The organism is Arthrobacter sp. zg.Y820 (genome assembly GCF_030125555.1).
GTDB lineage: Bacteria > Actinomycetota > Actinomycetes > Actinomycetales > Micrococcaceae > Arthrobacter_B.
This window is the reverse complement of sequence record NZ_JASKLX010000008.1, coordinates 38,808-64,930: the sequence shown is the minus strand read 5'-3', so window position 1 is coordinate 64,930 and position 26,123 is coordinate 38,808. Positions and strand designations below refer to the sequence as shown.

Below are 26,123 nucleotides of genomic sequence, written 5' to 3'. Positions count from 1 at the left end.
AATGGGTTATCGAATACCGTTAACATAACGGTATTCGATAACTGCGGCAAGGGTTGGTCGCTAGATTCTTTCCTTCAGCAGCGTGCGCAGGGTCCGGGCGTTGCGGACCGCGTGGCCTTCGCCGTCGTTGTTGAAATACACATAGACGTCCTTGCCCAGGGCTTCCCACTCGCGGATCCGGTCACCCCACCAGTGCAGGTCCTCGTCGCTGTAGGAACCGGCGTAGAGGTGCTCCGGGTCGGGGCCATGCATGCGCAGATACACGAACGACGCCGTGGCGCGCAGGTTGCACGGAAGGTGAGCTCCGCTCATGACGGTATACGCGGCGTCGTGCCGTGACAGGAGATCGTAGACGTCTTCGGTTTCCCAACTGGGATGCCGGAACTCCACAGCCACCCTGATCTCCCGGGGGAGTGTAGTCAGGAAATACGCCAGCCGCTCGTCGTCGCGCTCCATATCCGGCGGCAGCTGCACGATCAGGACACCGGCTTTATCGCCGAGTTCCCTCCAGCAGCGGCTGATGCGTCCGATCCATTCCTCGGGGTCGCGAAGCTTGCGGCCGTGGGTCAGTCCCCGCGGCGCCTTGACCGAAAACTGATAGCTGGCCGGCAGCCGCTCACGGTAGGCGGCAAAGGCCGGCTCGCGCGGCCAACGGTAGAAACTTCCGTTGAACTCGACCGTGTCGAATTCCGCGGCGTAAGTTTCCAGCCACAGCCGGTTGGGCAGCCCGGGCGGATACAGCACGTGTCGCCAGTCGTTGTAGCTCCAGCCCGAGGTGCCGATGTGCAATGCCATGGCTCCAGCCTGCCACGGGTTCGGCGGCGAGGCGGTTAGCTTCGCCGCCGGAGTGGTTTACTCGAAGCGCGAGGGATCACCGGTGCCACGGCGGACAATTTCCGGCTCACCGCTGGAGAAGTCGATGACGGTGGTCAGATCCGGACCGCAGAACCCGGAATCGAGAACTGCGTCGACCTGGTGGTCTAGCTGTTCCTTGATTTCCCATCCCTGAGTCAGGGGATCTTCTTCGCCGGGCAGCAGCAGGGTGCTGGAGATCATCGGTTCACCCAATTCTTCCAGCAGCGCCTGGACCAGTTTGTTGTCCGGGATGCGGACGCCCACCGTCTTCTTCTTGGGCTGTGAGAGCCAGCGCGGCACGTCCTTCACCGCCGGCAGGATGAAGGTGTAGCTGCCCGGAGTGACGGCCTTGATGCTGCGGAAGATGTTGTTGTCCATCTGCACGAACTGGCCGAGCTGGGCGAAATCCTTGCACATCAGCGTGAAGTGGTGTTTGTCGTCCAGCTGCCGGATGGCCCGGATCCGGTCCAATGCGTCCTTGTTACTCAGCTGGGCTCCGAGGGCATAACAGGAATCTGTGGGATAGGCGATCAATCCGCCGGAGCGCAGAATCGCAACTACCTGTCCGATGGTGCGTTGCTGCGGATTCTCGGGGTGGATGTCAAAGTATCGTGCCATGTCATGAGCTTACCGCTGCGGGCTGGCACTCCTTGTTGGCCAACGAGGCTGGGCGGCACGGAAGGGGTGGAATCGTGACTCACCTCAGGAGCTTTGGCGGCGGTCATAACTGTGGACGAGGTCTGGCCCACGGAAAGTTTGGGTAGTGGCAACGGCTGCGGTCAGTGGGCTGGTGCCGGCGAGTTGGGTCCCCGGGCTGGTGTCGGGCGAGCTGGGTATCTGAGAGGGCCGGACGGAAGAGCGGCCGTCAGAAGGGTGGCGGGTCGTCGCCGTAGTCGTCCGGGTTCACCGTGTTACGGGCAGACGACGGATCTGGTCCCGCCGTATTTCCTTGAACGGTGTCGTTGTTCGCTGTGATCCCTGGCTGCAGATAACCACCGTTATCGCTACAGGTTTCCCGGGACAGGCTCAGCTGCGGTTCCGTCCGGTAACACCTGCCGCCCGGCGAGGTCCACTCAATCACCCCGGGACGAGGCTGCCTGGCCTTCCAGAACCCTTCGGTTTTGAACATGTGATGCCGCCGGCACAAATGCTCCAAATTGTCATGATCCGTGAGCCCGCCCTGAGCCCAGGGCTTGGTGTGGTCAATCTCGGAAATCACCGCATTGGTCCGGCACCCCGGGAACCGGCACGTCCCGTCCCGCACCCGCAGAACCCGCTTCAATCCGTCGGGAACCTTCCGCCGTTTCCCCACCCGCAGGATCTCCTCGGTGTCCGGATCGCGTTCCACCGGCGTCCATTTCATGGCCTCGCGTGCCATCCGCCGAGCCGTTACGGGACTGATCGGCCCGTACCCGTTCAGCTCGGCCGGCTGATCATCGGCACCGAAGAGGGTTTCGGCGTTGATCAGCACCAGAATCTCCGTCCGAGCCCGGGGACCATGGCCAATCCGGCAGGACCCGGACCCCTTCCCGGAGCGGGAACCGGTATCGGAGTCGGAGCCGGCAGCAGAACCGGAACCCTCACCTTGGCTGCTGGCCTTGTTGCCGGAGCCGGAACCCTTGCTACGGCCCTTGCCCCTCTTTGCTCCCGCGCCTGCGCCACCTGCGTTGCGTCCACCACGGCTACCTTTGCTGCCTTTGCCACGGCCGCCACCACCGTGGCCGCAGTCGTCCCCGCATTCATGGTCGTGGCCCCCGAGCAAGTCCGTGAGGATATCCGTGCGCAACTGATCCACCGTGCGCGTGTCTCCGGCGGCCCGCTCACCCCGGGCCGCAACACTGAGCTGAGTAAAAATGGCTTGGGCTTTCTCGGCCGGCAGTAACGCCGAGAGCCAGGACATCCCGTCCGGCTCCGGACGCACCCACACCGTCCGCTGCTCAAACGCCGTCAACTGCCGCTGCACGATGGTTTCCGGATAGTACTTCTCCCGCAGCCGGTGAGCCTTCGCCCGGAACTGGGTTTTGGTCTGGCCCGCAGCCATCCCCAGCAGCTCCGCCTCAAACCCGGGCAGCTCCGCCGGCACCACTCCCACACACTGCTCCACCAGGATCTCCGCGTGCCCGTAACTGATCTGTCCGGCCTCCAACGCCTTCAGCGTGGCCGTGTTCCTGGTGCAGAGATCACCGGCCTGACTCATCAACGCCTTTCCGGTACCGGTGGGAACTCCCAGAATGGTTGCGGCTTCCTCCGCAGCGAGACTGAACGCCATCTCCGCGTCCCGCAACCCGGTAACGGATAGCGTCTCGTCCTCGTAGACGGTCTGCAGCCGGGACAGGACCCGAGCCTGCTGCGCCTGCACCCACCGCGACAAATGATTGAGCCGGGCCAACACCGTCCCGGTTTGCTCCTCGGTCAACGACTCCACATTCTGCAGGACCAGAGACCCGTTCAACCCATTATCAGGCTCACCTCCGGCAACGCCCGGCTCGGCGACAAAGACGAACCGACTGCAACCTGCAGTCTCACCGCCAGTGCCGGGAGTCCCGGCCGAAGATCCGTTCTGATCCATGACTAAAGACTTTCACCCGGCACTGACATTCCCGGTTCGAGAAGCCACAAAACCACTCCAAAACAGCCCCAAAACAGCCCAAAACAGGCCCTTTCAGGACTCACAAATACCCGACTTTTTCGCCGGACTACCTACGCCCCTTAGCCGATACCTGTGCATGCAATAAGACAGCATCTCTGGTCACAGGTCCGGCCCCCTGCGTAGCGACCGCACCACTCACCACCCTTCGCCCTCCAACCACCACCCACCGACCACCGCGCAGCGGCTTACGACCGTGACACGGCGGCATGGGCTTCCACAGAGAGGAAGCGTCCGTACAACGTGGCCGCCGTCTCGACCGCACGCCTCATCTCCGTACCACTCAGCATTTTTACCCCAGGCAATATCGGGCCCACTCGGTCTGGAAACAATGACACGTCCACGTCGATATTTCCCTTTCGCTCCGAGGCCGACCAGATACCAGCCACAACACCGTCGACAACGACGGGCGACCGGAACAGCCCGTTCTTTCCCGGGCCCACAAATGCTTGGTGCTCGGACGCCAGAATCGGCCCGCGGTCGGCATAACCAATGTGGAACTCATCGAAACCCGGCAGGAGATGGACACGCGGAAAGACCGTCACATCGGCGGGAGGGGGCGTAAGTGTGAGCACGACGACGCCGGCAGCCAGTGCCGCCTCGACGTCGCCGCGAGTGCTTCCCGGCGCCCGTTGGCCGACGCTCCACAAGGCGCCGCCAAGGTTTTGGGCCTGCACGGCCAAAAGGCGGCGAACAGTCTCGGCCGCTCCGACGGGTTCGGATGCCACCAGGAGCTGAGACCGCAGCCGAAGCTGCCGCAGGTCGTTCGCCCTAAATGTTCCCGCGTGACGGCCGGTGCTCCGCGTTCATGCCGCAACCCTACAACTGCGGATCCTGGGGGGACTGACAGGGCGGCCCCGTGGCCGGCAGACGCCCACACGAACAGGCACACAGGCCGGCAGGCGCACACAGGCCGGCAGGCGCACAGGCCGCCAGGCGCACCCAGGTCGGCAGGCGCACAGGCCGCCAGGCGCACAGCCCACCAGACGCACAGACGCACTGGTTCCCACTCTTCGTTCAGCCCTGGGGCTGATGTGACCCCAACAGGTAACAGGGACAACAGAGAGTGGGAACCAGTGCGCGGGTTCTCCTAGTAGAGCTTGATGCTTCCGCCGTCGGCCATCAGCGTCTGGCCGGTCAGGTATCGGGACTCTTCGCTGGCCAGGAAGGCAACGATCGGTGCGATGTCCGTCTCGGGATCGCCAAGGCGGCCCAGCGGAACGCCGTTCACTACTTCCTGGTACTGCTCCGGGTAGGCCTTGCTCCACTGGACGATGCCCGGAGTCAGCGCAACAGGGCTGACAACGTTGACGCGGATGCCGTCGGCTGCCCACTCGTTCGCCGCCGTGCGGGTGATGGCCCGAATGGCTTCCTTCGCTGCAGCGTAGGCCACCTGGTTGGGCAGGCCCTTGATCCCGGCACCGGAACCGAAGTTGATGATGCTGCCCCGGGTCTTCTTCAGTTCCGGATGGGCTGCCTGCATCAGGTACAGGGTGGCCAGGGTTCCGGTGCCGAAGGACAGGTTCCAGATCTCCGGAGTGGTTTCCAGGATCGGCGCCTGCTTGGAGGCATGGGCGTTGTTGACCAGGATGTCCAGGCCGCCAAAGCGGGCAACCGTTTCGGCAACGATCTCGGCAGCACTCTCGGGAAGGGAAATGTCCTTGCGGATAAAGATGATTTCACCGATGTTGCCGAGGTCGGCAACAAGCTTGTCGCCCTGCTCCTGGTCGATGTCAACGACAGCCACCTTGGCGCCCTCGGAAAGGAAGTGGCGCACGATGCCCTGCCCGATGCCGCCGGCGCCGCCGGTGACAATGGCGGTCTTGTTGCTGAGTTTCACTTTTGTTCCTTCTCTAAGCCGGATTGCTTTTCTTGCCGCATCCGGACGGTTGTTGAAAGTTGGGTCTCCACGCCGTGCAGGAAGCCGCTCACAGCAAAGTCCAGCGACCTCCTGGAGGCATCATAGGTAATGCCGCGGCCGCGGAACCGGGCAGTGACGGAATCGGGACTGGCGCCGTCGTCGGCGTTAAGGGGCACGACGGCGTTGGGCCGGGTGGGGCGGTACCGCCCCGGCCCGGGGTTCGCAGCCAGCGCGAGGACGGCAGTGCCGATCACGATGGCCGAGACGCCTACGACGCAGTCAAAACACTCGTCCTCCGACAGGCCGGCCGCTTTGAGTGCCTGCAGCAGCACCTCGAGCTCGGCGGTCGGCGCCATGTCCAGGAGCCGGCTGGGACCCAGGACTATCTGCAGCAGCCACGGATGCCGGTGGAAACCCTCCCACTGCGCCACGGCCATGTGCCGCAGCATCTCCTGCCAGGAAGCCGGTTCCGGAGGCAGCAGGACAAACTCCCGGGCCGCCTCGGCGGCCATGGCCAGCAGCAGGGATTCCCGGTTCTCGACGTGGCGGTACAAAGCCATGGCGGAGACGCCGAGAATCTCAGCGACGTTCCGCATGGACACTGCCTCCAGGCCTTCCCGGTCTGCCAGATCAAGCCCACAGGCCGCGATGGCGGCGGCAGAGAGGGGACCGCGGTGGGCGTCCGGAAGGGGGTTCATGCGTACAGCGTATACCGAATGCCGCCGCAAGATCATGTCTGGGGATCCGCGCCGGACATTGGGCCGATCCTTCGCCGGAAGTGGCGGCCGGACGTGTGATCTTTTTCTCAAGGGGCGTGTCGGGAAGGGGCGGACAAGCCCCGGGGAAACACCGGGCCGCGGCGGAATGCGGGGAAGGTTGTACTCCGCACGGCGGGGACCGTCAAGATCGGCCCACAGAAATGGGTTGTATCTTGTTCGAATGCGACAAAACAACTCCTCCATGCTGGCCAGACTCGGCACCTCCGGCCGGCTGGTGTTGTTTCTGGCCGTCAGCGTCCTCTGCGGTGCCCTCGTCGCCGGGATTTTCGTTCCCGCGACAGCGGTGGCAGCCTCCGGCGCCAACCAGATTTTCGACAGCCTCGAGGACCTGCCGGACGAGCTCGAAACCGGCCCGCTCGACGAGGGGTCCAAGATCTACTCGGCCGACGGAAAGCTGATCGCCACCTTCTACGCGGAAAACCGGATCCCGGTGACGCTGGACAAAATCTCCCCGTCGATGCAGGACGCAATCATCGCGATCGAGGATAACCGCTTTTACGAGCACGGGGGAGTGGACGCCAAAGGCATCGCCCGCGCCTTGGCCTCCAACATGACCAAGGACAGCACCCAGGGTGCCTCCACCTTGACGATGCAGTACGTCAACAACGTCCTGATCGACCAGGGCGTCGCCGAAGGCAAGAGCGCCGACGAGCTCACGGTCAGCGGAACCAAGAACATCACCGACAAGGTCCGTGAAGCCAAGCTGTCCCTCGCCGTCGAAAAGGAATTCTCCAAGGATGAAATCCTCGAGGGGTACCTGAATATTGTGCTGTTCAGCGGCCGTACCTACGGCGTCGAAGCGGCAGCGCAGACCTTCTTCGGCATTCCCTCCGCAAACCTGAACATCGCCCAGTCGGCAATGCTCGCCGGGATGGTCCAGTCGCCGAACAACTTCAACCCGATGACAAATCCCGAGGCAACGCGGGACCGCCGGGACGCTGTTCTGGCTGCCATGCTCCGCTACGACAAAATCACGCAGCAGGAACACGACGACGCCGTCGCCTCCGACCTGCAGCTCAACCCGCAGCCCGCGGCACGTTCCGGCTGCGTGGGAGCTGAAATGGCCGAATACTTCTGCAGCTATGTGCAACAGGTTGTGTTGGCCTCCGATGAGTTCGGGGTGGACGAAACGGCCCGCGCCAAGCTTCTGGCCCGCGGTGGCCTGACCATCACCACCACTCTGGATTCCCGGCTTCAGGAACAGGCCCAGGCGCAGATCGAGGCGCAGGTTCCGACCGGCGACCCCTCGGGTGCGGGTTCCGCGATGGTGTCCGTGGAGCCCGGAACGGGCAAGATCCTGGCCATGGCCCAGAACACGAACTACACGCCTGAAGAAGGCAGCGGAAACACGCAGCTGAACTTCAACGTTGACTCCGACATGGGCGGCACCGCGTACGGCTTCCAACCGGGATCCACGATGAAGCCCTTCACCACCGTTGCTTGGCTGGAGAACGGCGGCAGCATCGACGACGTCATCGATGCGTCCCGGACCAGCTACCCGGCCGGATACGACTGGTCCGCCAGCTGCCTGCCCGAAGACGCCTACTTTGACGAGTGGAAGTTCAAGAACGCCCAAGAGGGCTATGAACGCAGCATGACCGTGGGCGAGGGGCTGACCTGGTCCACCAACACGGCAACAGTGGCGCAGGCCTCCCAGCTGGACCTGTGCGACATCGGCGACGTCGCCACCCGCATGGGCGTGCACCGGGCGGTCGACGGCGAACCGCTGGAGGTCAACAATCCCTCCTTCGTCCTGGGCGGCCAGGAAGTGGCTCCCATGACCATGGCGGCTGCCTACGCAACGTTTGCCAGCGGGGGCGAGTACTGCGAACCCATCGCGCTGACGCAGGTATCCAATTCCCGGGGCAAGTCCTTTGAAGTACCCGAGGAACAGTGCACCCGTGCAATGTCCGAGGAGGTCGCCAAGGAGGTCTCGGAGCCGCTCCAGAAACTTGTGGAGAGCGGACCGGGCGCCATTTCACCGCTGGGTGTCCCCGCAGCGGCGAAAACCGGCACCACGGACATTTCCGAACAGACCTGGACCGTCGGCTACACCCAGGGCATCTCGACTGCTTCCTGGGTAGGCAACTGGACGTCCTACTCTTCGTTGAACGACCTGCCAATCAACGGCGTGGCGCGCAGCTACGTGGACGGCTCCACCATTGCCGGCGCGCAGTGGACCGAATACATGCGCTCCGTTGCGAGGCTGTATCCAACGGGCGAACTGACGGATCCCAACCGCAAGTCGGCTCCGGCTCCCGACGCCAAGCCGGAGAACGAATCGGCACCCGAAAAGGAACAGGACAACGCCGAGCCCTCACCGGCCGACGACGAACCCGGCGAAGCCGCCGACTCCTAAGCCGCGACTCCGGCCGGCGACCGGGACCAAGGCCGGCGGTCAAGGCCCGAAACACCGCTAAACCGCAGAATGCTCCGCAGTCCGTTTCAAAGGCTGCGGAGCATTCTGCGTGTGGTGCTTGTGCCTGCGGAAATCTCCCTGCACGCTGGATAACTCATACCCGCTGCTCGACACCGCCGGAGGATCCCATGCACATGAAAACCAAGCACCGTGGCTCCAAGCACCTGCACGGCCCGCATCATCTGCACGCCCAGCATCAGCACCATGGCTCCATGCACCTCCCCGTCCTGGACTTTCCCGGGCTTAGCGCCAGGCGGCTGGCGGTGGGCGCCTTCTCACTGGGCGCCCTCGCGATGGGAGCGGTGGCCGTGGGGGCGCTGGCGATCGGAAAGCTCAGCATCGGCCGTACCGACATCAAGGAACTTTACGTCGGCCGCCTGCAGGTGGACGAGCTGATCGTTACGGAACCTGCCGGCCCCGAGACAACGCTGTAGCGCCGACCGGCTCCGGGCGGTGGTTCCGCCAGGGCCGCAGCGCCTCCACCGCCGCACCGACGGTAAACACGGCGCCGTCATCAAAGGGATGGCCAACAATCTGGACGCCGGTGGGAATGCCGCAGTCGGCCATCCCGCTGGGAACGGCCAACACCGGGCACCGGTTCGCGATGTTGAAGACGCCGGTCATGTGGCCCTGCCAATAGTGCTCCAGGTGGAGGCCCTCTGCTGCGATGCCGTCCAGGTACATCCCGTCGGCGTCGAGCGAGGCCACGGCGGAAGCCGGACAGATCAGGGCGTCAAAGCCGGCCATGGCGGCGGCAAGCTCGCCTTGGATGCGGGTTTCCGCGGTGATGCCGTTCAAGAAGCTGCGGTCCGCCGCGGCTTGGCGCGCATCCGCCATGAAGCGCCGCGTGTAGTCGGCCAGCAGGTCAGTGGAGCCGGCGGTCTCCGCCTCCATGGCCGGCCCCAGCAGATAGCCGAAATGGGTGAACATGGTGCGGCTGATTTCCTCGGAGGTCCACGGCAGGGTTATCTCCTCCACCACGGCACCCGCGGCCTGCAGGGCGGCCGCAACGGCACGCGTATTGGCTTCCACATCGGCTGCCACCGGGTAGTTGCCCAGCCGGAGGCAGAGGGCGATGCGCATGCCGGCAACCGACTCCGCAGCCGCGCCTTCCGCCGGCAATTCGATCGGATCGCCGGACGCGAGCGAGGCATGGTCCCCGGCGTGCTGGCCAGCCATCACATTCGCCAGCAGCGCAGCGTCAGCGACGGTGCGGGCCATGGGGCCGTCGCCCCGGTAGAAGTCGGCGGAGAGCGGAGCGAGCCCGGGAATCCTGCCGTACGGCGCTTTGTAGCCGACCGTCCCAGTGAACGACGCCGGCAGCCGGGTGGAGCCGGCGATGTCCGAGGCAGTGGCCAACGGCGCAAACCCCGCAGCCAGGGCCGCGGCCGAGCCGCCCGAGGACCCGCCCGGCGAGAAGCGGGGGTTCCAGGGATTGCGGGTGACGCCCCACAGCGGACTGTGGGTGACGGTGGCGCAACTGTATTCCGGCGTCGTCGTGCGCAGGTGGATGATGCCCCCGGCGCCGCGGATCCTGCCGATCACCGGGTGGTCGTCCTGCGCCACCTTGTTCCGATGGGCCACCAGTCCCTGCGAGAGGGTGCGGCCCCGCAGGCCGTGCTTTTCCTTCGCTGCCACCGGCAGCCCCAGCAGCGGAGTCAGGCCGTGCCCCGTTTGATACTTGGCAGCGGCTTCGCGTGCGGCGGACATCGCTTCATCGAACAGGGTTTCGGTGACGGCATTGATCGACCCGCCGGCACCCGGGGAGCCGTTGATTTCCTCCGTCCTGGCGATGACCGCCGAAAGCAGCTCGACCGGCGACAGCTCTTTGGCACGAAACAGGCGCAGCGCGGAGGACGCATCCAGGTAGTGCAGATCGGTCATGCCCGGACGGCTCCCGGCAGCGCGGCGGCATTCTCGGCGTCGGCTCCCGGCAGCGCGGAATTCACCGCGTCGGATGAGCCGGTGGCCGAGTTCGCCAGGGCGCCGGAGATCAGTTCGCGGGTGACACCGGTCAGCATGTCCAGGCCCAGGACCATGTCCTCGTCTGTGGTGAATTCACGTTCGCAGTGCGAGACGCCGTCCACGCTCGGAATGAACAGCATGACCGACGGCGCAACGGTGTTCATGGCGACGGAATCGTGGCCGGCCATGGTCTGGATCCGCCGCGAGGACAGTCCCAGCCCTGCCGCGACCTGCTCCGCCAGCTCGAGCCCTTCCTGCGGGAACCGGCGGATGGGGCGGATATCGAAGTCCTTGACGTTGACCTTGATGTCGTATTTGCGGGCCAGTGCATCGATGTCGCCGATCAGCTTGGCACGGGCCGCCTTCACGACCTCCGGGTCGCCGGAGCGCAGGTCGGCGATGAGATGCACCCTGCGGGCCACGACGATGGGGGAGTTGGGTTCCAGGGTCAGCTGGCCGACCGAGGAGACGAGGGCCTCGTCGGCGAACTCCTCGGTGACGTCGTGCACCATGAGGATGATTCGCGAGGCGGCCACCAGGGCGTCGTGCCGGTCCGCCATGGCTGTGGCGCCGGTGTGGGACTGTTCACCGAGCACTTCAATATCGAGTTTCTGCGTGTACCAGCTGCTGTCCACCACGCCGATGGAGATGCCTTCACGTTCCAGGATCCGGCCCTGTTCGATGTGGATCTCCGCATAACCGGCCGCTGGGGGCGCTTCCGCCGTGCCCAGGTACCCGATGCCTTCAAGTGCCTCGGAGACCGAGGTGCCCTGCAGGTCGGTCACAGCCAGCATCTGGTCGCGGGACAGCAGGCCGGCGTAAACCGAGCTGCCCATGATGCTCGGGGCGAAGCGGCCGCCCTCTTCGTTGAACCAGTTCACCACCGCCAGGTTGAACCGCGGCAGCTCGCCGCCGGCATCGACGTCGGCGCTGATTCGCCGGGCCGCGTGGAGCGCAGCAATGACACCGTAGGCTCCGTCGAAGCGGCCGCCCAGGGGCTGGCTGTCCAGATGGGACCCGATGATCACAAAGGGTGCGCCCGGGGTCCATTCGAGCAGCGCAAACATATTGCCGATGCTGTCGACCCGGAGTTCCCAGCCGGCCTCCTGCACCCAGGCAGCGAACCAGTCACGGGTCAGGGCGTCCTCCGCGGTGGCGGCCTGGCGGTCCACCCCGTTGTTGGGCGTGGCGCCGATGGCGGCGACGGCATGGAAGTCGGAGAGGAATGATGCTGACGTCATGGGAAGTCCTTTGGAAGTTTGGAGATGTGAAGTTGGGAGATGTGAAGTGTGGAGATCTGCGGCGCGCGCGGGGGCGCGCGGGGACGGCGGGATCAGCCCATCCGGCCGCGGGTTTCGGGAACCTTGGTGAAGACGATCAGGAGGAAGACGACGGCGGACGCGGCAGCCATGTAGAAGCCCGGTGCATGCGCTACTCCGGTGCCTCCGACGAGCGCCGTGCCGATGAACGGAGCCGTGCCGCCGAAGATCGCGTAGGCGCCGTTGTAACTGATTGCCGCCGACGTGAACCGGGTCCGGGTCGTGAAGATCTCCACAAAGAACGTGTAGCAGCCGCCGCCGTAGATGCAGAGGGCCACCACAAAGAGGGACTGCCCGGCAAGGGCCAGCGGCAGGCTGCCGCTGGTGACCAGCATGAAGCTGGGCACCGAGAGTGCAGCCAGCGCCGCGGAGCCGGCGATGAGCATCGGCTTGCGGCCAACGCGGTCGCCGATCCGCCCGCCGACCGGCAGCAGGACGGCGTAGAGCGCCAGGGCGGCGGCGTTGACCATCAGGGACTGCTCGCGGCTGAGCTGGCCGGCGGTTTGAACGTAGGAGACAAAGTAGGCGGACAGGAAGTAGAAACCCATCGCCGTCAGGCCCATCACGAAGATGACCTGGACCATGCGGAGCGTGTTCTCGCGCAGTGCTTCCTGCACCGGGCTGAATTCCTTGGGCTGAGCCGCTTTAGCGTCCTTGAAGGCTTCGCTTTCCACGGTGCGGCTGCGGATCCAGACGCCGAACATGGCGAGCGGAAGCGCGAGCAGGAACGGCAGGCGCCACCCCCAGGATTCGAAGGATTCGTCGGTCATGGACTGGCTGAGGATGAGGATCATTGTTCCGGCCACCACGGAGGGAAGAGCGGTGGCGGCGATGGTGATGTTGAGCCAGAAGCCGCGTTTGTTGACGGGCGCGTGTTCGAAGACAAACGACGGCGCCCCCACGGATTCTCCGCCGGCGGAGAAGCCCTGGATCAGCCGGCACAGGACCAGCAGCGCCGGCGCCCAGGCGCCGATCTGCGCGTAGGTGGGAAGCATGCCCATCAGGGCAGTTGCTCCGCCGATGGCGATCAGCGTGATGCTCAGGACCCTGCGCCGCCCGATGCGGTCTCCCAGGACACCGAAGAAGAGGCCGCCGAGCGGGCGGACCACAAAGGCGACGCCGAAGGTGGCGAACGTGGCGAGCATCGCGGCGATGGGGTTGCTGCCGGGGAAGAACAGCTGCGACAGGGTGACGGCGGTGAGGCCGTAGAGGGTGAAGTCGTAGAACTCGATGAACTGTCCGATGCTTCCGCCGAGCAGGACCCGCTTCTGCATCCTGGTGGTTCCCGGCGTTCTGGTGGGTCCCGGCGCCGGGACCTGTGTGGCCGGAGCTGTACCGACCGTCCCCGATCCCGGCTGTTCCGCTGTGCTGTCGTGGATTGTCATGAGAGCAACGCTAGGGGGATCGTGTTTCCGTAAACGCGGGCAGTGTTACGGGGCGGAAAAAGAAAATCCGGCCTCATTACAGCTTTATTGCGGGCATCCCGAAGTCCGGAAACTTCCCGGACTTGCGACTCTGGCGTCGGGACCATCGATTCTCCCTTGATTAAGCGGCCTGGAGCCGGACAAGCCGACAAAAGGCCTGACCAGCGGGCACTGATCTTCCGGATTCAGCACCACAGCATCAACTGTGGTGATGCCGCTCACAGTTGTCCAATCGGTTGTTTAGGGTAAAGCAATCGATTTAGCCAATGGCTCGGCGCAGTGCGGGTCGGTTTACTGCCCGGATGCGCCGTAAAGCCGGAGGCAGGTTTCTTCAAAGGCCAGGGTGCGGCGGGTTGGCTGCACGCCGTCGGAACGGACCAGCATTACTTCGATGGGCGGGAAGTCATCGGTCAGGGTGAGCACCGCCACCTGGCCGCCGGAATAGGTCAGGTCACTGTGCAGCCGCTGGTTCAGCACAGCGTAGCCGTGTCCCTTGGCCACGAATGACCGGACGGTTTCATATCCGGCGAAGCGGTGCCGGACGTTGGGCACCAGTCCGGCAAGGGTGTAGAGCTGCTCGTAGTATTCCCTGCTGTGGGGGAGGTCAAGCACCACCGACGGCTCACCGGCCAATTCCCGGAGGGCGACGCTCCGCTCCGGCCGGGTGGCGGCGGGATGTCCCGCGTGGACCAGCACATGCGGCGGCACACGCTCCAGCACCCTGGTGGTGAAGCCGGGACCTAGGCCTAGGCCGTAGGTCAGCGCAACGTCGCACTGTCCTTCCCGCAGGGCGGTCTGCAGCCCGGCCAGGTCCGTTTCCAGAATCGAGACAGCCACTCCGGGATGCTGGCGCTCAAAGGACTGGAGGATGGCCGGAAGCCGAAAAGGAGCCAGCGGTGAGAACACCCCAACCTTCAGTTCACCGACAACGCTGGCGGCAAGTCCCCGGGCCGACTCATAGAGCGAGTCGGCGTGTTCCAGGAAGACCCCGACATCCCCGGCCAGTTGCCGGCCGGCCGGTGTCAGCCGCAGGCCCCGCGCCAGACGCACAAACAGCTGGGTGGCGAGGCTGGCTTCGAGCTGGGTTATGGCTGTGGACAGGGCGGACTGCGTGATGCGCAGACGCTCGGCGGCCGCCGTCATGTTTTCCACCTCCGCCACCACGGCGAAATACCTCAGCTGGGTCAGTGTGAAGGGTTTCGGCACGGCTCAGCGCTCGCATTCTGTTGGGTGGTTCCAGGCGGTGTTGGGTGGTACCAGACAGTGTTGGGTGGTTCCAGACAGTCACAGGGCACGCAGCCGGTAAACGAGCAGGGCGACGTGCAGCGACGTCCGGGACTCGGCGTCGTCCAGGTCCACTGAGAGCAGTTCCTCCAGCCGGCTGAGCCGGGCGTATAGCGTCGGCCGGCTGAGGTAACTGCTCCGGGCCAGTGCGGTCTTGTTGCCGCCGGACTCCAGAAACTGCCCGAGCATCTCCAGATAGCCGTGCTCGCCCCGGGCCTCGGCCTGCAGGACCCCGTGCAGCTCGGACTCGACGAACTGCTGGACACGCGGGTCCTTGCGGAGCAGGGCCAGGAGCCCCCGCAGCCGGATATCCGTGGCCCGATGGAAAAGCCGGTCCTGTCCGGGCAGCGTCGCAGCGGTTTCAGCGACGTGCGCCGCTTCATCGATGCCTGCCGCAGCTTCCAGCAGGGAGGCTTGCAGGCGTCCGACGCCAATGGTCCAGTGCCCGACGCCGATGGTCCAGTGTCCGGCGGCCGGAGCCTCCGGCCCGTCCTCCGCCGCCAGGGCCAGTGCGCCGGCGAGCGCGGTCAGCACCTCGTCCTCCAGCTGCTGCGAGGAAAGGGCCAGCAGCATGCCCACGGAGCCGGACCGGATGACGGCACTGATGGCAGTGCAGGGAAGGGTCTTGAGGACGCGGGCGAGCTGCTCGAGCAGGGCACGTTCCTCCTGCTGCCCGGCTAGCGGGTCGCCGGACGGTTTTCCAGACGTCGGCGCGGCACCCTGAAAACCGGACGGTGAGCCGCTGCGGAAGACAACCGGAAGGTAGAAGGGCGAGCGCCGCAGGCCCAGCGCAGCAGCCCGGGTCTGGGCCTCGCCCTCACCCAGGCCGCGGGGCTGACGCAGTGCATTCAGGAGCCCGGCCTGTGCCTGCTGGTTCAGGTCATGCCGGTCCCGTTCCGCGAGCCGGTTGATGGCCAGGGTCTGGGCGGCGCGTTCGAGCACCATGGCGGCCGCGTCGTCGTCGTCCAGCGGCACCGGAACCACCAGCCGCCCCCATACCTGGCCCCGCACGCCAACCGGAGTCTGAAGCCAGGCGCCGTCGCCCGTCCGGGACGTTTCGGCCGCGGAATGCGTGGTCCGCGACCGGCGTTCCCAGTCTTCCAGCAGCACTGCGGTCTCCAGCTGCCGGGCCGCATACGCCAGGACCAGGTGCGAGAGGTCCTCCAGCACCACCGGAGCGCCAATCATGGCCGCGGCCTGCTCCACCACCTGCTGCGTTCCCGCGCTTTCCAAGCTGAGCAGCGTGAACGCTTCATGCACGGCGCGGGCACGCTCCACCCGGCTCAGCTGCTCGGCCACGATGAGCCGGTGCACAATTTCGGTGATCTGGACAAAACGCACCCGGTGCCGGACGACGACGACGGGCAGGTCCGCGGTCAGCGCCGCCAGGTGCAGGGCATCCAGGCTGCGCTGCCGGTCGCCAACGGCCTCCATGATGAGGCCGGATGCCCCGGCGTCCTGCAGCGACCGCAGAAACGAGGCGGTCCGGCCGGGATCCTTCTCCAGTTCCAGGCCCGTGGTGAGCACCAGCTCTCCGCCGGACAGCAGCCCGGAGACATCAAGGACCTCGCTGACATGGACCCAGCGCACCGGATTGTCCAGGGCGGTGTTTTCCGGGCCCGGTCCGAGGATCCGCGGCGCGGCGTCGCGCAGGACGGGGAGGTCCAGAACGGACCGAACTGTGGGCAGCATTTACACAGGGTAAAGGAGGAAGAGAGAAGACTTACACATCGTTACTTTTGCCGACCCGCGGGAACCGCCAGACTGGACGAAACGCTCGCACGGCTGATTGACCGTCATCAGCACCGGCCGTCAGCCACCTCCGGTCACCGGCAACGACCCCTTCTCAAGGAGAACCTTGGACAGCATCAAGCACTGGATCAACGGCAGCTACGTTCCGGCCGGGTCGAACACGGCGCCGGTCACCAATCCGGCCACGGGCAAGGTCACCGGCCAGGTGTCCCTGGCCACCCGCGAAGAGGGCGCTGCCGCTGTCGCCGCGGCTGCGGCAGCCTTTCCCGGCTGGCGGGACACCTCCCTGGCCCGGCGGACGCAGATCCTCTTCGCCTTCCGCGAGCTCCTCAACGCCCGCAAGGGCGAGCTGGCCGCCATCCTGACGGCCGAACACGGCAAGGTGCTCAACGACGCCCTGGGTGAAGTGAGCCGCGGCCAGGAAGTGGTGGAATTTGCCTGCGGCATCCCGCACCTGCTGAAGGGCAGTTTCACCGAAAACGCTTCCACCAGCGTGGACGTGCATTCCGTTCGCCAGGCGCTGGGGCCGGTTGCGATCATCAGTCCCTTCAACTTCCCGGCCATGGTTCCCATGTGGTTCTTCCCCATTGCCCTGGCCGCCGGCAACACAGTGGTCCTGAAACCGAGCGAAAAGGACCCGAGCGCAGCCAATTGGCTGGCCGAGCTGTGGAAGGAAGCTGGACTGCCGGACGGCGTCTTCAACGTCCTGCACGGCGACAAGGTGGCGGTGGACACGCTCCTTACCCACCCGGGCATCAAGGCCGTTTCCTTCGTCGGGTCGACGCCGATTGCCAAGTACGTGTATGAAACGGCAACAGCCAACGGCAAGCGGGTCCAGGCACTGGGCGGCGCCAAGAACCACATGATCGTCCTGCCCGACGCCGATCTGGACCTCGCCGCCGACGCGGCCGTCAACGCTGGCTTCGGCTCCGCCGGCGAGCGCTGCATGGCCATCTCGGCGCTGCTCGCGGTGGGAAACATCGCCGATGAGCTGGTGGCCAAGATCGCCGAGCGCACCAGGGAACTCCGCACCGGGGACGGCAGCCGCAACTGCGACATGGGGCCCCTGGTGACGGCGGCCCACCGGGACAAGGTGGCGGGTTACGTCGACGCCGGCGAGGCAGCCGGCGCCACCCTCGTAGTGGACGGCCGCACCGTCACTCCGGACGCCGAGGGCGACGGTTTCTTCGTTGGCCCCACGCTGTTCGACAACGTCGCACCGGAGATGTCGATCTACCGGGATGAGATCTTCGGACCGGTCCTGTCGGTGGTCCGCGTGGACAGCTATGAGCAGGCGCTGCACCTGATCAACACCAACCCGTACGGCAACGGCACCGCGATTTTCACCAACGACGGCGGAGCGGCCCGCCGGTTCGAGAACGAGGTGGAGGTGGGCATGGTCGGCATCAATGTCCCGGTCCCCGTTCCCATGGCCTACTATTCCTTCGGTGGGTGGAAGAACTCACTTTTCGGCGACACCCATGCCCACGGAACCGAAGGCGTTGGCTTCTTCACCCGGGGCAAGGTGGTCACCACCCGTTGGCTGGATCCGAGCCACGGCGGAATCAACCTCGGCTTCCCGCAGAACGCCTGACCCGGCCGCACCTGAAAGGTACTGGATATGACTTCCACGATCGACGGCGGAGCTCCGCCGCTGCTGGACGCTGAAGGCGCACGCCGCGCCTACGAGCTGGACCGCAAGCATGTCTTCCACTCCTGGTCCGCGCAGGACCTGCTGGATCCCATGGTCATCAGTGCGGCCTCCGGATCCCACGTGTGGGACGGGGACGGCAAGAAGTACCTGGACTTCTCTTCCCAGCTGGTCAACACCAACATCGGTCACCAGCATCCCGCCGTCGTGTCCGCGATCGCCGCCCAGGCGGCGAAGCTGTGCACCATTGCGCCCAGCTACGTCAATGACGCGCGCTCCGAGGCGGCCCGGCTCATCGCGGAGCGGACGCCGGGGGAGCTGGACCGGATCTTCTTCACCAACGGCGGCGCCGACGCCAATGAGCACGCCGTACGCATGGCGCGCCTGCACACCGGACGCCAGAAGGTGCTGTCGGCGTACCGCTCCTACCACGGCGGCACCCAGCTCGCCGTGAACCTCACCGGCGACCCCCGGCGCTGGTCGAACGACTCCGCCAGCACCGGCACCGTGCACTTCTTTCCGCCGTACCTGTACCGCACGGCGTTCCATTCCAGCACCGAGGCGGAGGAAAGCTCCCGCGCCCTGGAGCACCTGGAACAGCTGATCGCCTACGAGGGGCCGGCAACCATTGCCGCGATCATCCTGGAATCCATCCCCGGCACCGCAGGCATCTACCTGCCGCCGCCCGGCTACCTGCAGGGGGTGCGCGAGCTCTGCAACCGGTACGGCATTGTGCTCATCGCCGATGAGGTCATGTCCGGGTTCGGCCGCACCGGCAAGTGGTTCGCCGTCGAGCACTTTGATGTGGTGCCGGACCTGCTGACCTTCGCCAAGGGAGTCAACTCCGGCTACGTCCCCATGGGCGGAGTCGCCATCAGTCCCGAGATCGCGGCGACCTTCGGCACCCGGGTCTATCCCGGCGGGCTCACGTATTCCGGGCATCCGCTGGCCGCTGCGGCCGCCGTGGCGACCATCAACGCCATGGAGGACGAGGGCATGGTGGAGCATGCGGCGGAACTGGGCCGCAGTGTCATCGGCCCGGCGCTGGCGGGCTTCGCCGAGCGTCACGCATCAGTCGGCGAGGTGCGCGGAACCGGGGTGTTCTGGGCCATCGAACTGGTGCGGGACCGGGCCACCCGCGAACCGCTGGCACCGTACGGCGGTTCCAGCGGGGAAATGAACCAGCTGCTGGCCGCTTGCAAGTCCCGCGGGCTGCTGCCGTTCGCGAACTTCAACCGCATCCACGTGGTTCCGCCGTGCAACACCAGCGTGGCCGAAACGGAAACCGGGCTGGGCATCCTGGACGAAGTGCTGGAGATCGCCGACGGCCTGGTCGGCTAGCGGGGTTCGGCGTGCGGGGTTCGGCTAGGTTTTCACCTGCTTGATGATGTTCCGTATGGCGTTCTCCAGGGCTTGGGACGTCTGAGCGGCGGCGTCGCGCAGTTCGGGACCGCAGAGGCGGATCAGGGAATCCGGGGCCAGGTGGTGGACCCGGGTTACCTGGGCCTGCGGATCCTGCCGGACCACGACGTTGAGTGGCAGTACGACGCCGGCGTCCCGAATCATTTCGACGGCACCTCGGGCCAGGGCGGTGTGAAGCACGCCGAGGACCTGGTAGTTTCCCAGCTGCTTGGGTGCATCCTGGCCGAGTGCCGCGGCCAGGTCCGAATCACTGATGATGGTGAAGCCATGATGGGCCAGGGATCCCTTCGTGAGGCGCAGGGCCTCCTTGAAGGGTGCGCGTATTTCGATGCTCAGGGTGTTTTCCACGGTGCCACCTTCCGGTTTGGTGCCCGCATCCTGCGCCGGGCTGCCTCTCCTGCCAGAATAGGTGGGGACGGACGGAGGGTGAAGGGCTCGGGGCCGGGCGGCCCCTCCGGGGTCCGGGTCAGGCATTCCCCTAAACGAAGTGGGCCGGAAGCCGGCGTCCACCTTAGGATAGTCAGGATGCTTATCACTTTGGGCGGTTCCCGCAACGGGAGTGCAGCCCTCTTCAGAAGGAGATCACCATGATCGGATTCATCGTCGCAGGACTCGTTATTGGCGCCCTGGCCCGCCTGGTCAAGCCCGGAAAGCAGAACCTGAGCCTGCTGGCCACGTTGATCCTCGGTCTGGTGGGATCAGTCGTCGGCGGCGTGATCGCGAATCTGCTGGACACCGGGGACATCTTCGAGCTCAACATCCTGGGGTTCATCGTTGCCGTGGTAGCGGCCGTCCTGCTGATTGGCGTGGCCGAGTCCGTGGCCGGCCGCGGCAAGGGACAGGTTCGCCGCTGACGCGAAGCCGGAGGAAGTGCCGGCGTTCGAACCAGCAGTGTTGGAGCCCCGGGTACCGTCCCTGGGCTCCTTCGCATTTAACCGCGTTTAACCCGGCCGTTCCGCGGCTTCAGGGATTCTTGAGAGGAGGAGCCGGACGCCCGGTATTCTCCAGTTCGAGGTCAAACAGCTTCCGTTCCATCGAGTCGAGCCGGCGCTGGAGGGCCCGGTTCGCGTCCAGGCTCTGCTGCAGTTCGCGTGATGCGGCAACCGCCGGGGCCCGCTTGCTCTTGAGCACCATCCGAACAGTCTCGGTGAGCCCGAAGACAGCGATTCCGGCCAGAGGTATGAGTCCGTACCAGGGGATGTAGTCCATGGGGTGATCCTAGGCGGGAAGCCAGCCAAAAGCACGAGATGTGCCCGGCGTTTTCCCAGCGGTTGCCGGACACCGGAGGGTGCACTCAATCTTTGGTTAGCCGAGGACGTGCCGGGCCAGAAATGCGTTGCGGAACTTGCCCTCCGGATCCATGTTGTGAGCCAGATTCCGAAAGTCGGCAAAGCGCGGATACAGCTCCTGCAGCTGGGCTTGCTCCAGGGCGAACAGTTTGCCCCAGTGCGGCCGCGCCCGCAGCGGAGCAAGGGCGGCTTCCATGTGCGGAAGCAGCTCCTCGACGTCGGCCTGGCGCGGTTTCCAGGTGAAGTGGAAAGCCACCGTCTCCTGCCCGTAGCTGTTGCTCAGCCACAGGTCGTCACGGGCTATCGTCCGGATTTCGCAGACCTGGAGCAGGGGAGCGATCTTGGCCGACAAACCGCGCAGGACCCGGATGGCTTCAACGGCGGAGCTTCGCGGCACAAGGTACTCGCTTTGCAGCTCATCCCCGTTGCTGGGCGTGAAGGCCAGCCTGAAATGCGCCAGCCGGTCCGACCAGGAACCGGGAACACCCATCTGCTGGGAGCAGTTCACTGCGCTGATGCCCGGCAGCGGGTGCATCGGTTCTTCGGCAGCGGTTCCACCAAAAAACTCAGCGGCACCGGCGTAGGGCAGGTCCGTGTCGGTCCGGCTCTTGAGCCACACCTGGGATGCGGCCGGGCCGGTGAGCGAACTGAAGATGCTGACGCTGTACGCGGCGGACGTCACTGCGTCGAAGTTCTCCTCCACTGATGCCCACGGAACGTTCGTGAACACGTCCTGGCGCACTTCGTATGCCGGTTCAATGTCCAGGGTGATGCCGGTGAAGATGCCCAGGGCGCCGAGGGAGACCACCATGCCGTTGAAGTCGGGGGAGGAGCGGTCCGCCCGGACCAGGCTGCCGTCCGCCGTCACCAGCTCCAGCGCCGCCACGGCGGTGGCCAGGTTTCCGTTGCCGTTGCCGGAACCGTGGGTGGCGGTGGCGACGGCGCCGGCCACCGAAATGTGCGGCAGCGAGGCAAGGTTGTGCAGCGCGTACCCGTGCCGCACCAGGAAGGCGGCCAGGTCCCCGTAGCGGGTGCCTGCGCTCACCGTGACTGTGCGGGCCTGCTCATCGAGGACCGGCAGGCCTTCGAGCCTGTCCAGGTTCACCATGATGCCGGAGCTGTCGGCGATCCCGTTGAAGGAGTGCCTGGTGCCCACGGGACGGACGGCCGACGCCGCGGCAACCAGGACGCGCAGCTCGTCAACACTGGAAGGCTGGGCCATTTCCGCCGCGGAGTACCGCAGGTTTCCGGCCCAGTTGTATTCCTCAAGCACAGCAGACTCCCTCGGCAGCAGTTCCAGTGACCTTCATTTTTGTTCCAGTGACGGCCACGGGAACCCGGACGGTTTCAGGGGTCAGAAACCCTGTGCCAGCCGATAGTACGCCGAGTTCAGCTTCAGTTCATTGACGAAGGACTTGGTGGTGGTGGTTTCGTCGATCAGGGCCAGTTCCACCCCGGCGATCTGCGCAAAATCCTCCCACACCTCCCGGCCCAGCGCGGTGGACATCACCGTGTGGTGCGCACCGCCGGCGGAGAGCCAGCATTCCGCCGAGGTTTCCAGATCCGGGGCAGGCTTCCAGACAGCGCGGGCCACGGGGAGATTGGGCAGGTCCTGTTCGGGAACCACGTTCTCCACCAGGTTGGCAGTGAGCCGGAACCGTTCACGCATGTCGGCGAGGGAGACGACGACGGCGGGGCCCGGGTCCGCGGTGAACACCAGACGCACCGGGTCATCCTTGCCGCCGATGCCCAGCGGATGGATCTCCAGCGCGGGCTTGGAGGTGGTGAGCGAGGGACAGACTTCGAGCATGTGAGCGCCGAGGATGACTTCGCTGCCGGGGACCAAGTTGTAGGTGTAGTCCTCCATCAGGGACGCCCCGCCGGGCAGGCCCTCACCCATCACCTTGGCGATGCGGACCAGGACGGCGGTCTTCCAGTCGCCCTCGGCGCCGAACCCGTAACCGTCGGCCATCAGCCGCTGCACGGCCAGGCCAGGCAGCTGCTGCAGGCCGCCCAGGTCCTCGAAGTTGGTGGTGAAGGCGCCGAAGTTCCCGGCTTCCAGGAAGGAGCGCAGGCCCAGTTCCTGCCGGGCGCCGTAGCGCAGGGACTTGTGGCGGCCGCCGTCGCGCCTCAGCTCGGGAACGACGTCGTACAGCTCTTCATACTCGGCGACCAGCGCGTCCACTGCCTCCTCGCTGACCGCGTCCACGGCGTCGGTCAGCTCGTTCACCGACCAGGTGTTGACGGAGACCCCGAACTTCACCTCGGCCTCGGTCTTGTCACCCTCGGTGACGGCCACGTTGCGCATGTTGTCGCCGAAGCGTGCGAGCTTCAGGCTGCTGATCTCAAACCAGCCGGCTGCGGCGCGCGCCCAGGAATCGATCTTGGCCTGGACGCGGGGGCTGGAGACGTGCCCGACGACGGTCTTGCGGCTGATGCCCAGGCGGGACTGCATGTAGGCGAACTCCCGGTCGCCGTGCGCGGCCTGGTTCAGGTTCATGAAATCCATGTCGATGTCCGCCCACGGCAGCTCGACGTTGTGTTGGGTGTGCAGGTGCAGCAGCGGGCGCTGCAGCTTGGTCAGGCCGCGGATCCACATTTTGGCCGGTGAGAAGGTGTGCATCCAGGCAATCAGGCCGATGCAGGCCTCCGAGGAGTTGGCGGCTTGGATGGTCTCCAGGATTGCGTCGGAGTCCTTCAGCACCGGCTTGAAGACAATGCGGTACGGGATGGCGTTGGCGTCGTCGAGCTGGCGGGCGATGTCGCTGGCCTGCTCCCGAACCTGGGCCAGGGTGTCTTCGCCGTAGAGTCCCTGGCTGCCGGTGAGGAACCAGATTTCGCGGGTGGGGGTGGTGCTGATGGTCATGGAATCGTCCTTTGGAAACGGGCCTGGCGGGGGGCCGGGGAACAGGGGTGAAGCAGTTGAACAGGTCGGACACTGTGCAGTTACTTTTGGCCGTACACGTTCTGGTAGCGCGCGTACAGGTGATCGATGTCCGGCTGCGGGATGGGCAAAAGCTCGCCCAGCTGGCGGCTGATGTGCACGGTGCGCGCGACTTCCTCGCACAGGACGGCGGATTTCACCGCCGAGCGGGCATCCTTGCCGACGGTGAACACGCCGTGGTTCTGCATCAGGATGGCGGTGGAGCGGTGCCCGGACAGCACCTCGACAATGCCGCGGCCGATGGAGTCGTCACCGATCAGGGCGAACGGGCCCACGGGGATTTCCCCGCCGAATTCGTCGGCCATCATGGTCAGGACGCAGGGAATGGCCTCTCCCCGGGCGGCCCATGCGGTGGCGTAGGTCGAGTGCGTGTGCACAACGCCGTGGACCGCCGGCAGGTGCCGGTAGACATAGGCGTGGGCATCGGTGTCCGACGACGGTGACCCGCCGCCGTCGACCGCTTTGCCGTACAGGTCGGTGAGGACCATGCGCTCGGGGGTGAGCTCCTCGTAGGAGACACCGGAGGGCTTGATGACCATCAGGTCCTGGTCCGGAACCCGGGCGGAAACATTGCCGGCGGTCCAGACGACGAGTTCGTTGCGGGTCAGTTCGGCGTGCAGGTCGCTGACCTGGCGGCGGAGCCGGTCCACGGTGCCCAGGACATCGGAGGTCAGGGTCACAGCACAGGCTCCAGGGCTGCGGCAGATTCGTCCGGTCCGGTTTCCGCCGCTGCTATCGGCACGCCCGCCGCGGCCGCGCGCTGCATGCTCTTCAGCCGGTGCATGACCTCGTTGGCGCCGCGGCCGAAGTAGTCGTGCAGGGTCCGGTACTCGGCGAACAGGGCGTTGTAGGCGCTGACGTTTCCGGGGATGGGCTGGTAGACCCCGCGGCGGACGCGCCCCATGGCTGCTGCGGCCGTTCGGACGTCCGGGTAGGCTCCGGCGGCAACTGCGGCGTGGATCGCCGAGCCGAGGGCCGGGCCCTGTTCGGAATCGATGACCGAGAGCGGCAGGTTGATGACGTCGGCGTAGATCTGCATCAGCAGCGGATTCTTGAGCAGGCCGCCGGCCACCACGAATTCCGTGACCGGGACGCCGCTGGCGTTGAAGGCCTCGATGATGGTGCGGGTGCCGAAGGCCGTGGCTTCCAACAGCGCCCGGTACATGTCCTCGGGGCGGGTGGCCAGGGTCTGGCCGATGAAGATGCCGGAGAGTTCATGGTCCACGAGCACTGAGCGGTTGCCGCTGTGCCAGTCCAGTGCCACCAGGCCGTGTTCGCCGATGGCCTGGCGGGAGGCGAGTTCGGTGAGGTATTCGTGCACGCCGGTGCCGGCGTCGTCGGCCGCGCTGACGTAGCGGGGCGGAACGCAGTTGTTCACGAACCAGCCGAAGATGTCTCCGACCCCGCTCTGTCCGGCTTCGTAACCCCAGAGCCCCTCCACGATGCCGCCCTGGACGGCGCCGCACATCCCGGGAACCTCGTGGATTTCCTCGGCATTCATAACATGGCAGGTGGACGTGCCCATGATGGCAACCATCTGGCCCGGCTGCACGGCGTTGGCCGCCGGTGCGGTGACGTGAGCGTCCACGTTGCCCACGGCGACGGCGATGCCCTCGGGCAGGCCGGTCCATGCAGCGGCGCGGGCGGAGAGCGTGCCCGCGGGCGAGCCGAGCTGGCCGATGGTGTGTTCAAGCTTGTCAGTGACAAAGCCGGCGAAGCCGGGGTTCAGCGCCGCGAGGTAGTCCGCGGAGGGGTAGGCGCCGTCCTGGTAGATGCCCTTGTAGCCGGCGGTGCAGGCGTTGCGGACGTAGGCGCCGGTCAGCTGCCAGACGATCCAGTCCGCTGCTTCGACCCAGCGGTCCATGGCCGCGTAGATTTCGGGGTCTTCCTCGAGGATCTGCAGCGCCTTGGCGAATTCCCACTCCGAGGAGATCAGCCCGCCGTAGCGGCCCAGCCAGGTTTCTCCGCGCTCTGCGGCGAGGGTGCTGATCCGCACGGCCTGCGCCTGCGCGGCGTGGTGGCGCCAGAGTTTGACGTAGGCGTGCGGGCGGCCGGCGAACTCCGGCAGCTGGTTCAGGGGCGTTCCGTCTCCGGTGACGGGAACCATGGTGCAGGCGGTGAAGTCAGTGGCCAGGCCGATGACGGCGGCCGGGTTGATCCCGGCGCTCGCCACAGCTTCCGGAACGGCGTTGCTGAGGACATCAACGTAGTCCTGCGGAACCTGCAGCGCCCAGTCCGGCGGCAGCCGGACCTCCGATCCCGGAACGCTCTCGGTGATCACGGCGTGGGGGTACTCGTAAACCGCGGAGCCCAGTTCCGTCCCGTCGGCGACCCGCACCACCACAGCGCGCCCGGAGAGCGTGCCGTAATCCACTCCGATAACGTACTGCTCCTCCGGATGGGTACTGCTCATGGGGGCCTCCTGCTGCGGCGGGGCCGCGGAAATCGTCATTGATCTTGTTAGCGCTAACAATTAGATGTGAGGCGTGTCTCATTGTCAAGGTGAAGGGGC

22 protein-coding genes are annotated in these 26,123 nt (G+C 65.8%); 5 read left to right on the top strand and 17 right to left on the bottom strand.

Annotation, left to right across the window (positions count from 1 at the left end; all coding sequences use genetic code 11):
- Positions 1-60 precede the first annotated feature (60 nt).
- The 6 genes from QNN99_RS07800 to QNN99_RS07775 form a co-directional block, all read right to left on the bottom strand.
- A complete protein-coding gene (locus QNN99_RS07800) occupies positions 61-795 on the bottom strand; it encodes a DUF72 domain-containing protein (RefSeq protein ID WP_229965901.1) in 735 nt (244 codons plus the stop codon).
- A 57-nt stretch (positions 796-852) separates the two neighbouring features.
- Positions 853-1,473: an L-threonylcarbamoyladenylate synthase gene (locus QNN99_RS07795; RefSeq protein WP_229965900.1), complete on the bottom strand. Its 621-nt coding sequence runs from the start codon at positions 1,471-1,473 to the stop codon at positions 853-855.
- A gap of 247 nt (positions 1,474-1,720) precedes the next feature.
- Positions 1,721-3,271 (bottom strand): HNH endonuclease signature motif containing protein, encoded by a 1,551-nt coding sequence (locus QNN99_RS07790; protein ID WP_229965899.1) that lies wholly within the window; start codon positions 3,269-3,271, stop codon positions 1,721-1,723.
- A 419-nt stretch (positions 3,272-3,690) separates the two neighbouring features.
- Complete coding sequence (locus tag QNN99_RS07785) at positions 3,691-4,179, bottom strand: DNA glycosylase AlkZ-like family protein (RefSeq protein ID WP_229966094.1); 489 nt, start codon at positions 4,177-4,179, stop codon at positions 3,691-3,693.
- A gap of 413 nt (positions 4,180-4,592) precedes the next feature.
- On the bottom strand, positions 4,593-5,342 hold the full coding sequence (locus QNN99_RS07780) for an SDR family NAD(P)-dependent oxidoreductase (protein WP_229965898.1): 750 nt from the start codon (positions 5,340-5,342) through the stop codon (positions 4,593-4,595).
- Positions 5,339-6,061, bottom strand: a complete 723-nt coding sequence (locus tag QNN99_RS07775) for a TetR/AcrR family transcriptional regulator (RefSeq protein WP_229965897.1) — start codon at positions 6,059-6,061, stop codon at positions 5,339-5,341. Before QNN99_RS07775 ends, QNN99_RS07780 begins: the two co-directional genes overlap by 4 nt.
- Positions 6,062-6,302: 241 nt before the next feature.
- Between QNN99_RS07775 and QNN99_RS07770 the strand changes: the two genes are divergently transcribed.
- Together QNN99_RS07770 and QNN99_RS07765 are read left to right on the top strand one after the other, a co-directional pair.
- Positions 6,303-8,501 (top strand): transglycosylase domain-containing protein, encoded by a 2,199-nt coding sequence (locus tag QNN99_RS07770; RefSeq protein ID WP_229965896.1) that lies wholly within the window; start codon positions 6,303-6,305, stop codon positions 8,499-8,501.
- Between the two features lie 194 nt (positions 8,502-8,695).
- Positions 8,696-8,995: a hypothetical protein gene (locus QNN99_RS07765; RefSeq protein WP_229965895.1), complete on the top strand. Its 300-nt coding sequence runs from the start codon at positions 8,696-8,698 to the stop codon at positions 8,993-8,995.
- Here the strand turns inward: QNN99_RS07765 and QNN99_RS07760 are convergent.
- The 5 genes from QNN99_RS07760 to QNN99_RS07740 form a co-directional block, all read right to left on the bottom strand.
- Positions 8,961-10,445, bottom strand: coding sequence for an amidase (locus QNN99_RS07760; protein ID WP_229965894.1), 1,485 nt, complete (start codon positions 10,443-10,445; stop codon positions 8,961-8,963). The two genes, QNN99_RS07765 and QNN99_RS07760, sit on opposite strands and share 35 nt — an antisense overlap.
- Positions 10,442-11,767, bottom strand: a complete 1,326-nt coding sequence (locus QNN99_RS07755) for a M20 family metallo-hydrolase (protein WP_229965893.1) — start codon at positions 11,765-11,767, stop codon at positions 10,442-10,444. Before QNN99_RS07755 ends, QNN99_RS07760 begins: the two co-directional genes overlap by 4 nt.
- Before the next feature lie 92 nt (positions 11,768-11,859).
- Positions 11,860-13,230: an MFS transporter gene (locus tag QNN99_RS07750; RefSeq protein WP_229965892.1), complete on the bottom strand. Its 1,371-nt coding sequence runs from the start codon at positions 13,228-13,230 to the stop codon at positions 11,860-11,862.
- Between the two features lie 330 nt (positions 13,231-13,560).
- A complete protein-coding gene (locus tag QNN99_RS07745; RefSeq protein WP_229965891.1) occupies positions 13,561-14,475 on the bottom strand; it encodes a LysR family transcriptional regulator in 915 nt (304 codons plus the stop codon).
- 78 nt (positions 14,476-14,553) lie between these two features.
- A complete protein-coding gene (locus QNN99_RS07740; protein WP_229965890.1) occupies positions 14,554-16,245 on the bottom strand; it encodes a PucR family transcriptional regulator in 1,692 nt (563 codons plus the stop codon).
- Positions 16,246-16,411: 166 nt separating this feature from the next.
- On the opposite strand from QNN99_RS07740, the gene QNN99_RS07735 reads away from it, so the two are divergent.
- Entirely contained in the window at positions 16,412-17,899 is a 1,488-nt protein-coding gene (locus QNN99_RS07735) for a CoA-acylating methylmalonate-semialdehyde dehydrogenase (protein WP_229965889.1), read from the top strand.
- Between the two features lie 27 nt (positions 17,900-17,926).
- The gene (locus QNN99_RS07730; RefSeq protein WP_229965888.1) at positions 17,927-19,297 is read left to right on the top strand and encodes an aspartate aminotransferase family protein; all 1,371 of its coding nucleotides are present in this window, start codon (positions 17,927-17,929) and stop codon (positions 19,295-19,297) included.
- Positions 19,298-19,321: 24 nt separating this feature from the next.
- Here the strand turns inward: QNN99_RS07730 and QNN99_RS07725 are convergent, their stop codons facing one another.
- On the bottom strand, positions 19,322-19,726 hold the full coding sequence (locus QNN99_RS07725) for a DUF302 domain-containing protein (protein ID WP_229965887.1): 405 nt from the start codon (positions 19,724-19,726) through the stop codon (positions 19,322-19,324).
- Between the two features lie 239 nt (positions 19,727-19,965).
- Between QNN99_RS07725 and QNN99_RS07720 the strand changes: the two genes are divergently transcribed.
- Positions 19,966-20,232 (top strand): GlsB/YeaQ/YmgE family stress response membrane protein, encoded by a 267-nt coding sequence (locus tag QNN99_RS07720; protein ID WP_229965886.1) that lies wholly within the window; start codon positions 19,966-19,968, stop codon positions 20,230-20,232.
- A 109-nt stretch (positions 20,233-20,341) separates the two neighbouring features.
- On the opposite strand, the gene QNN99_RS07715 is transcribed toward QNN99_RS07720, so the two are convergent.
- The 5 genes from QNN99_RS07715 to araB all read right to left on the bottom strand — a co-directional run bounded on the left by QNN99_RS07715 (position 20,342) and on the right by araB (position 26,024).
- Positions 20,342-20,587 carry a hypothetical protein gene (locus QNN99_RS07715; protein WP_229965885.1) on the bottom strand — a complete coding sequence of 82 codons (246 nt, stop codon included), beginning with the start codon at positions 20,585-20,587 and terminating at the stop codon, positions 20,342-20,344.
- A gap of 96 nt (positions 20,588-20,683) precedes the next feature.
- Complete coding sequence (locus tag QNN99_RS07710) at positions 20,684-21,889, bottom strand: FAD-binding protein (protein ID WP_229966093.1); 1,206 nt, start codon at positions 21,887-21,889, stop codon at positions 20,684-20,686.
- Between the two features lie 132 nt (positions 21,890-22,021).
- Entirely contained in the window at positions 22,022-23,533 is a 1,512-nt protein-coding gene (araA, locus tag QNN99_RS07705; protein WP_229965884.1) for an L-arabinose isomerase, read from the bottom strand.
- An 80-nt stretch (positions 23,534-23,613) separates the two neighbouring features.
- Entirely contained in the window at positions 23,614-24,291 is a 678-nt protein-coding gene (locus tag QNN99_RS07700; protein ID WP_229965883.1) for an L-ribulose-5-phosphate 4-epimerase, read from the bottom strand.
- On the bottom strand, positions 24,288-26,024 hold the full coding sequence (araB, locus tag QNN99_RS07695; protein ID WP_229965882.1) for a ribulokinase: 1,737 nt from the start codon (positions 26,022-26,024) through the stop codon (positions 24,288-24,290). The genes QNN99_RS07700 and araB overlap by 4 nt, the downstream gene beginning before the upstream one ends.
- Between the last annotated feature and the right edge of the window lie 99 nt (positions 26,025-26,123).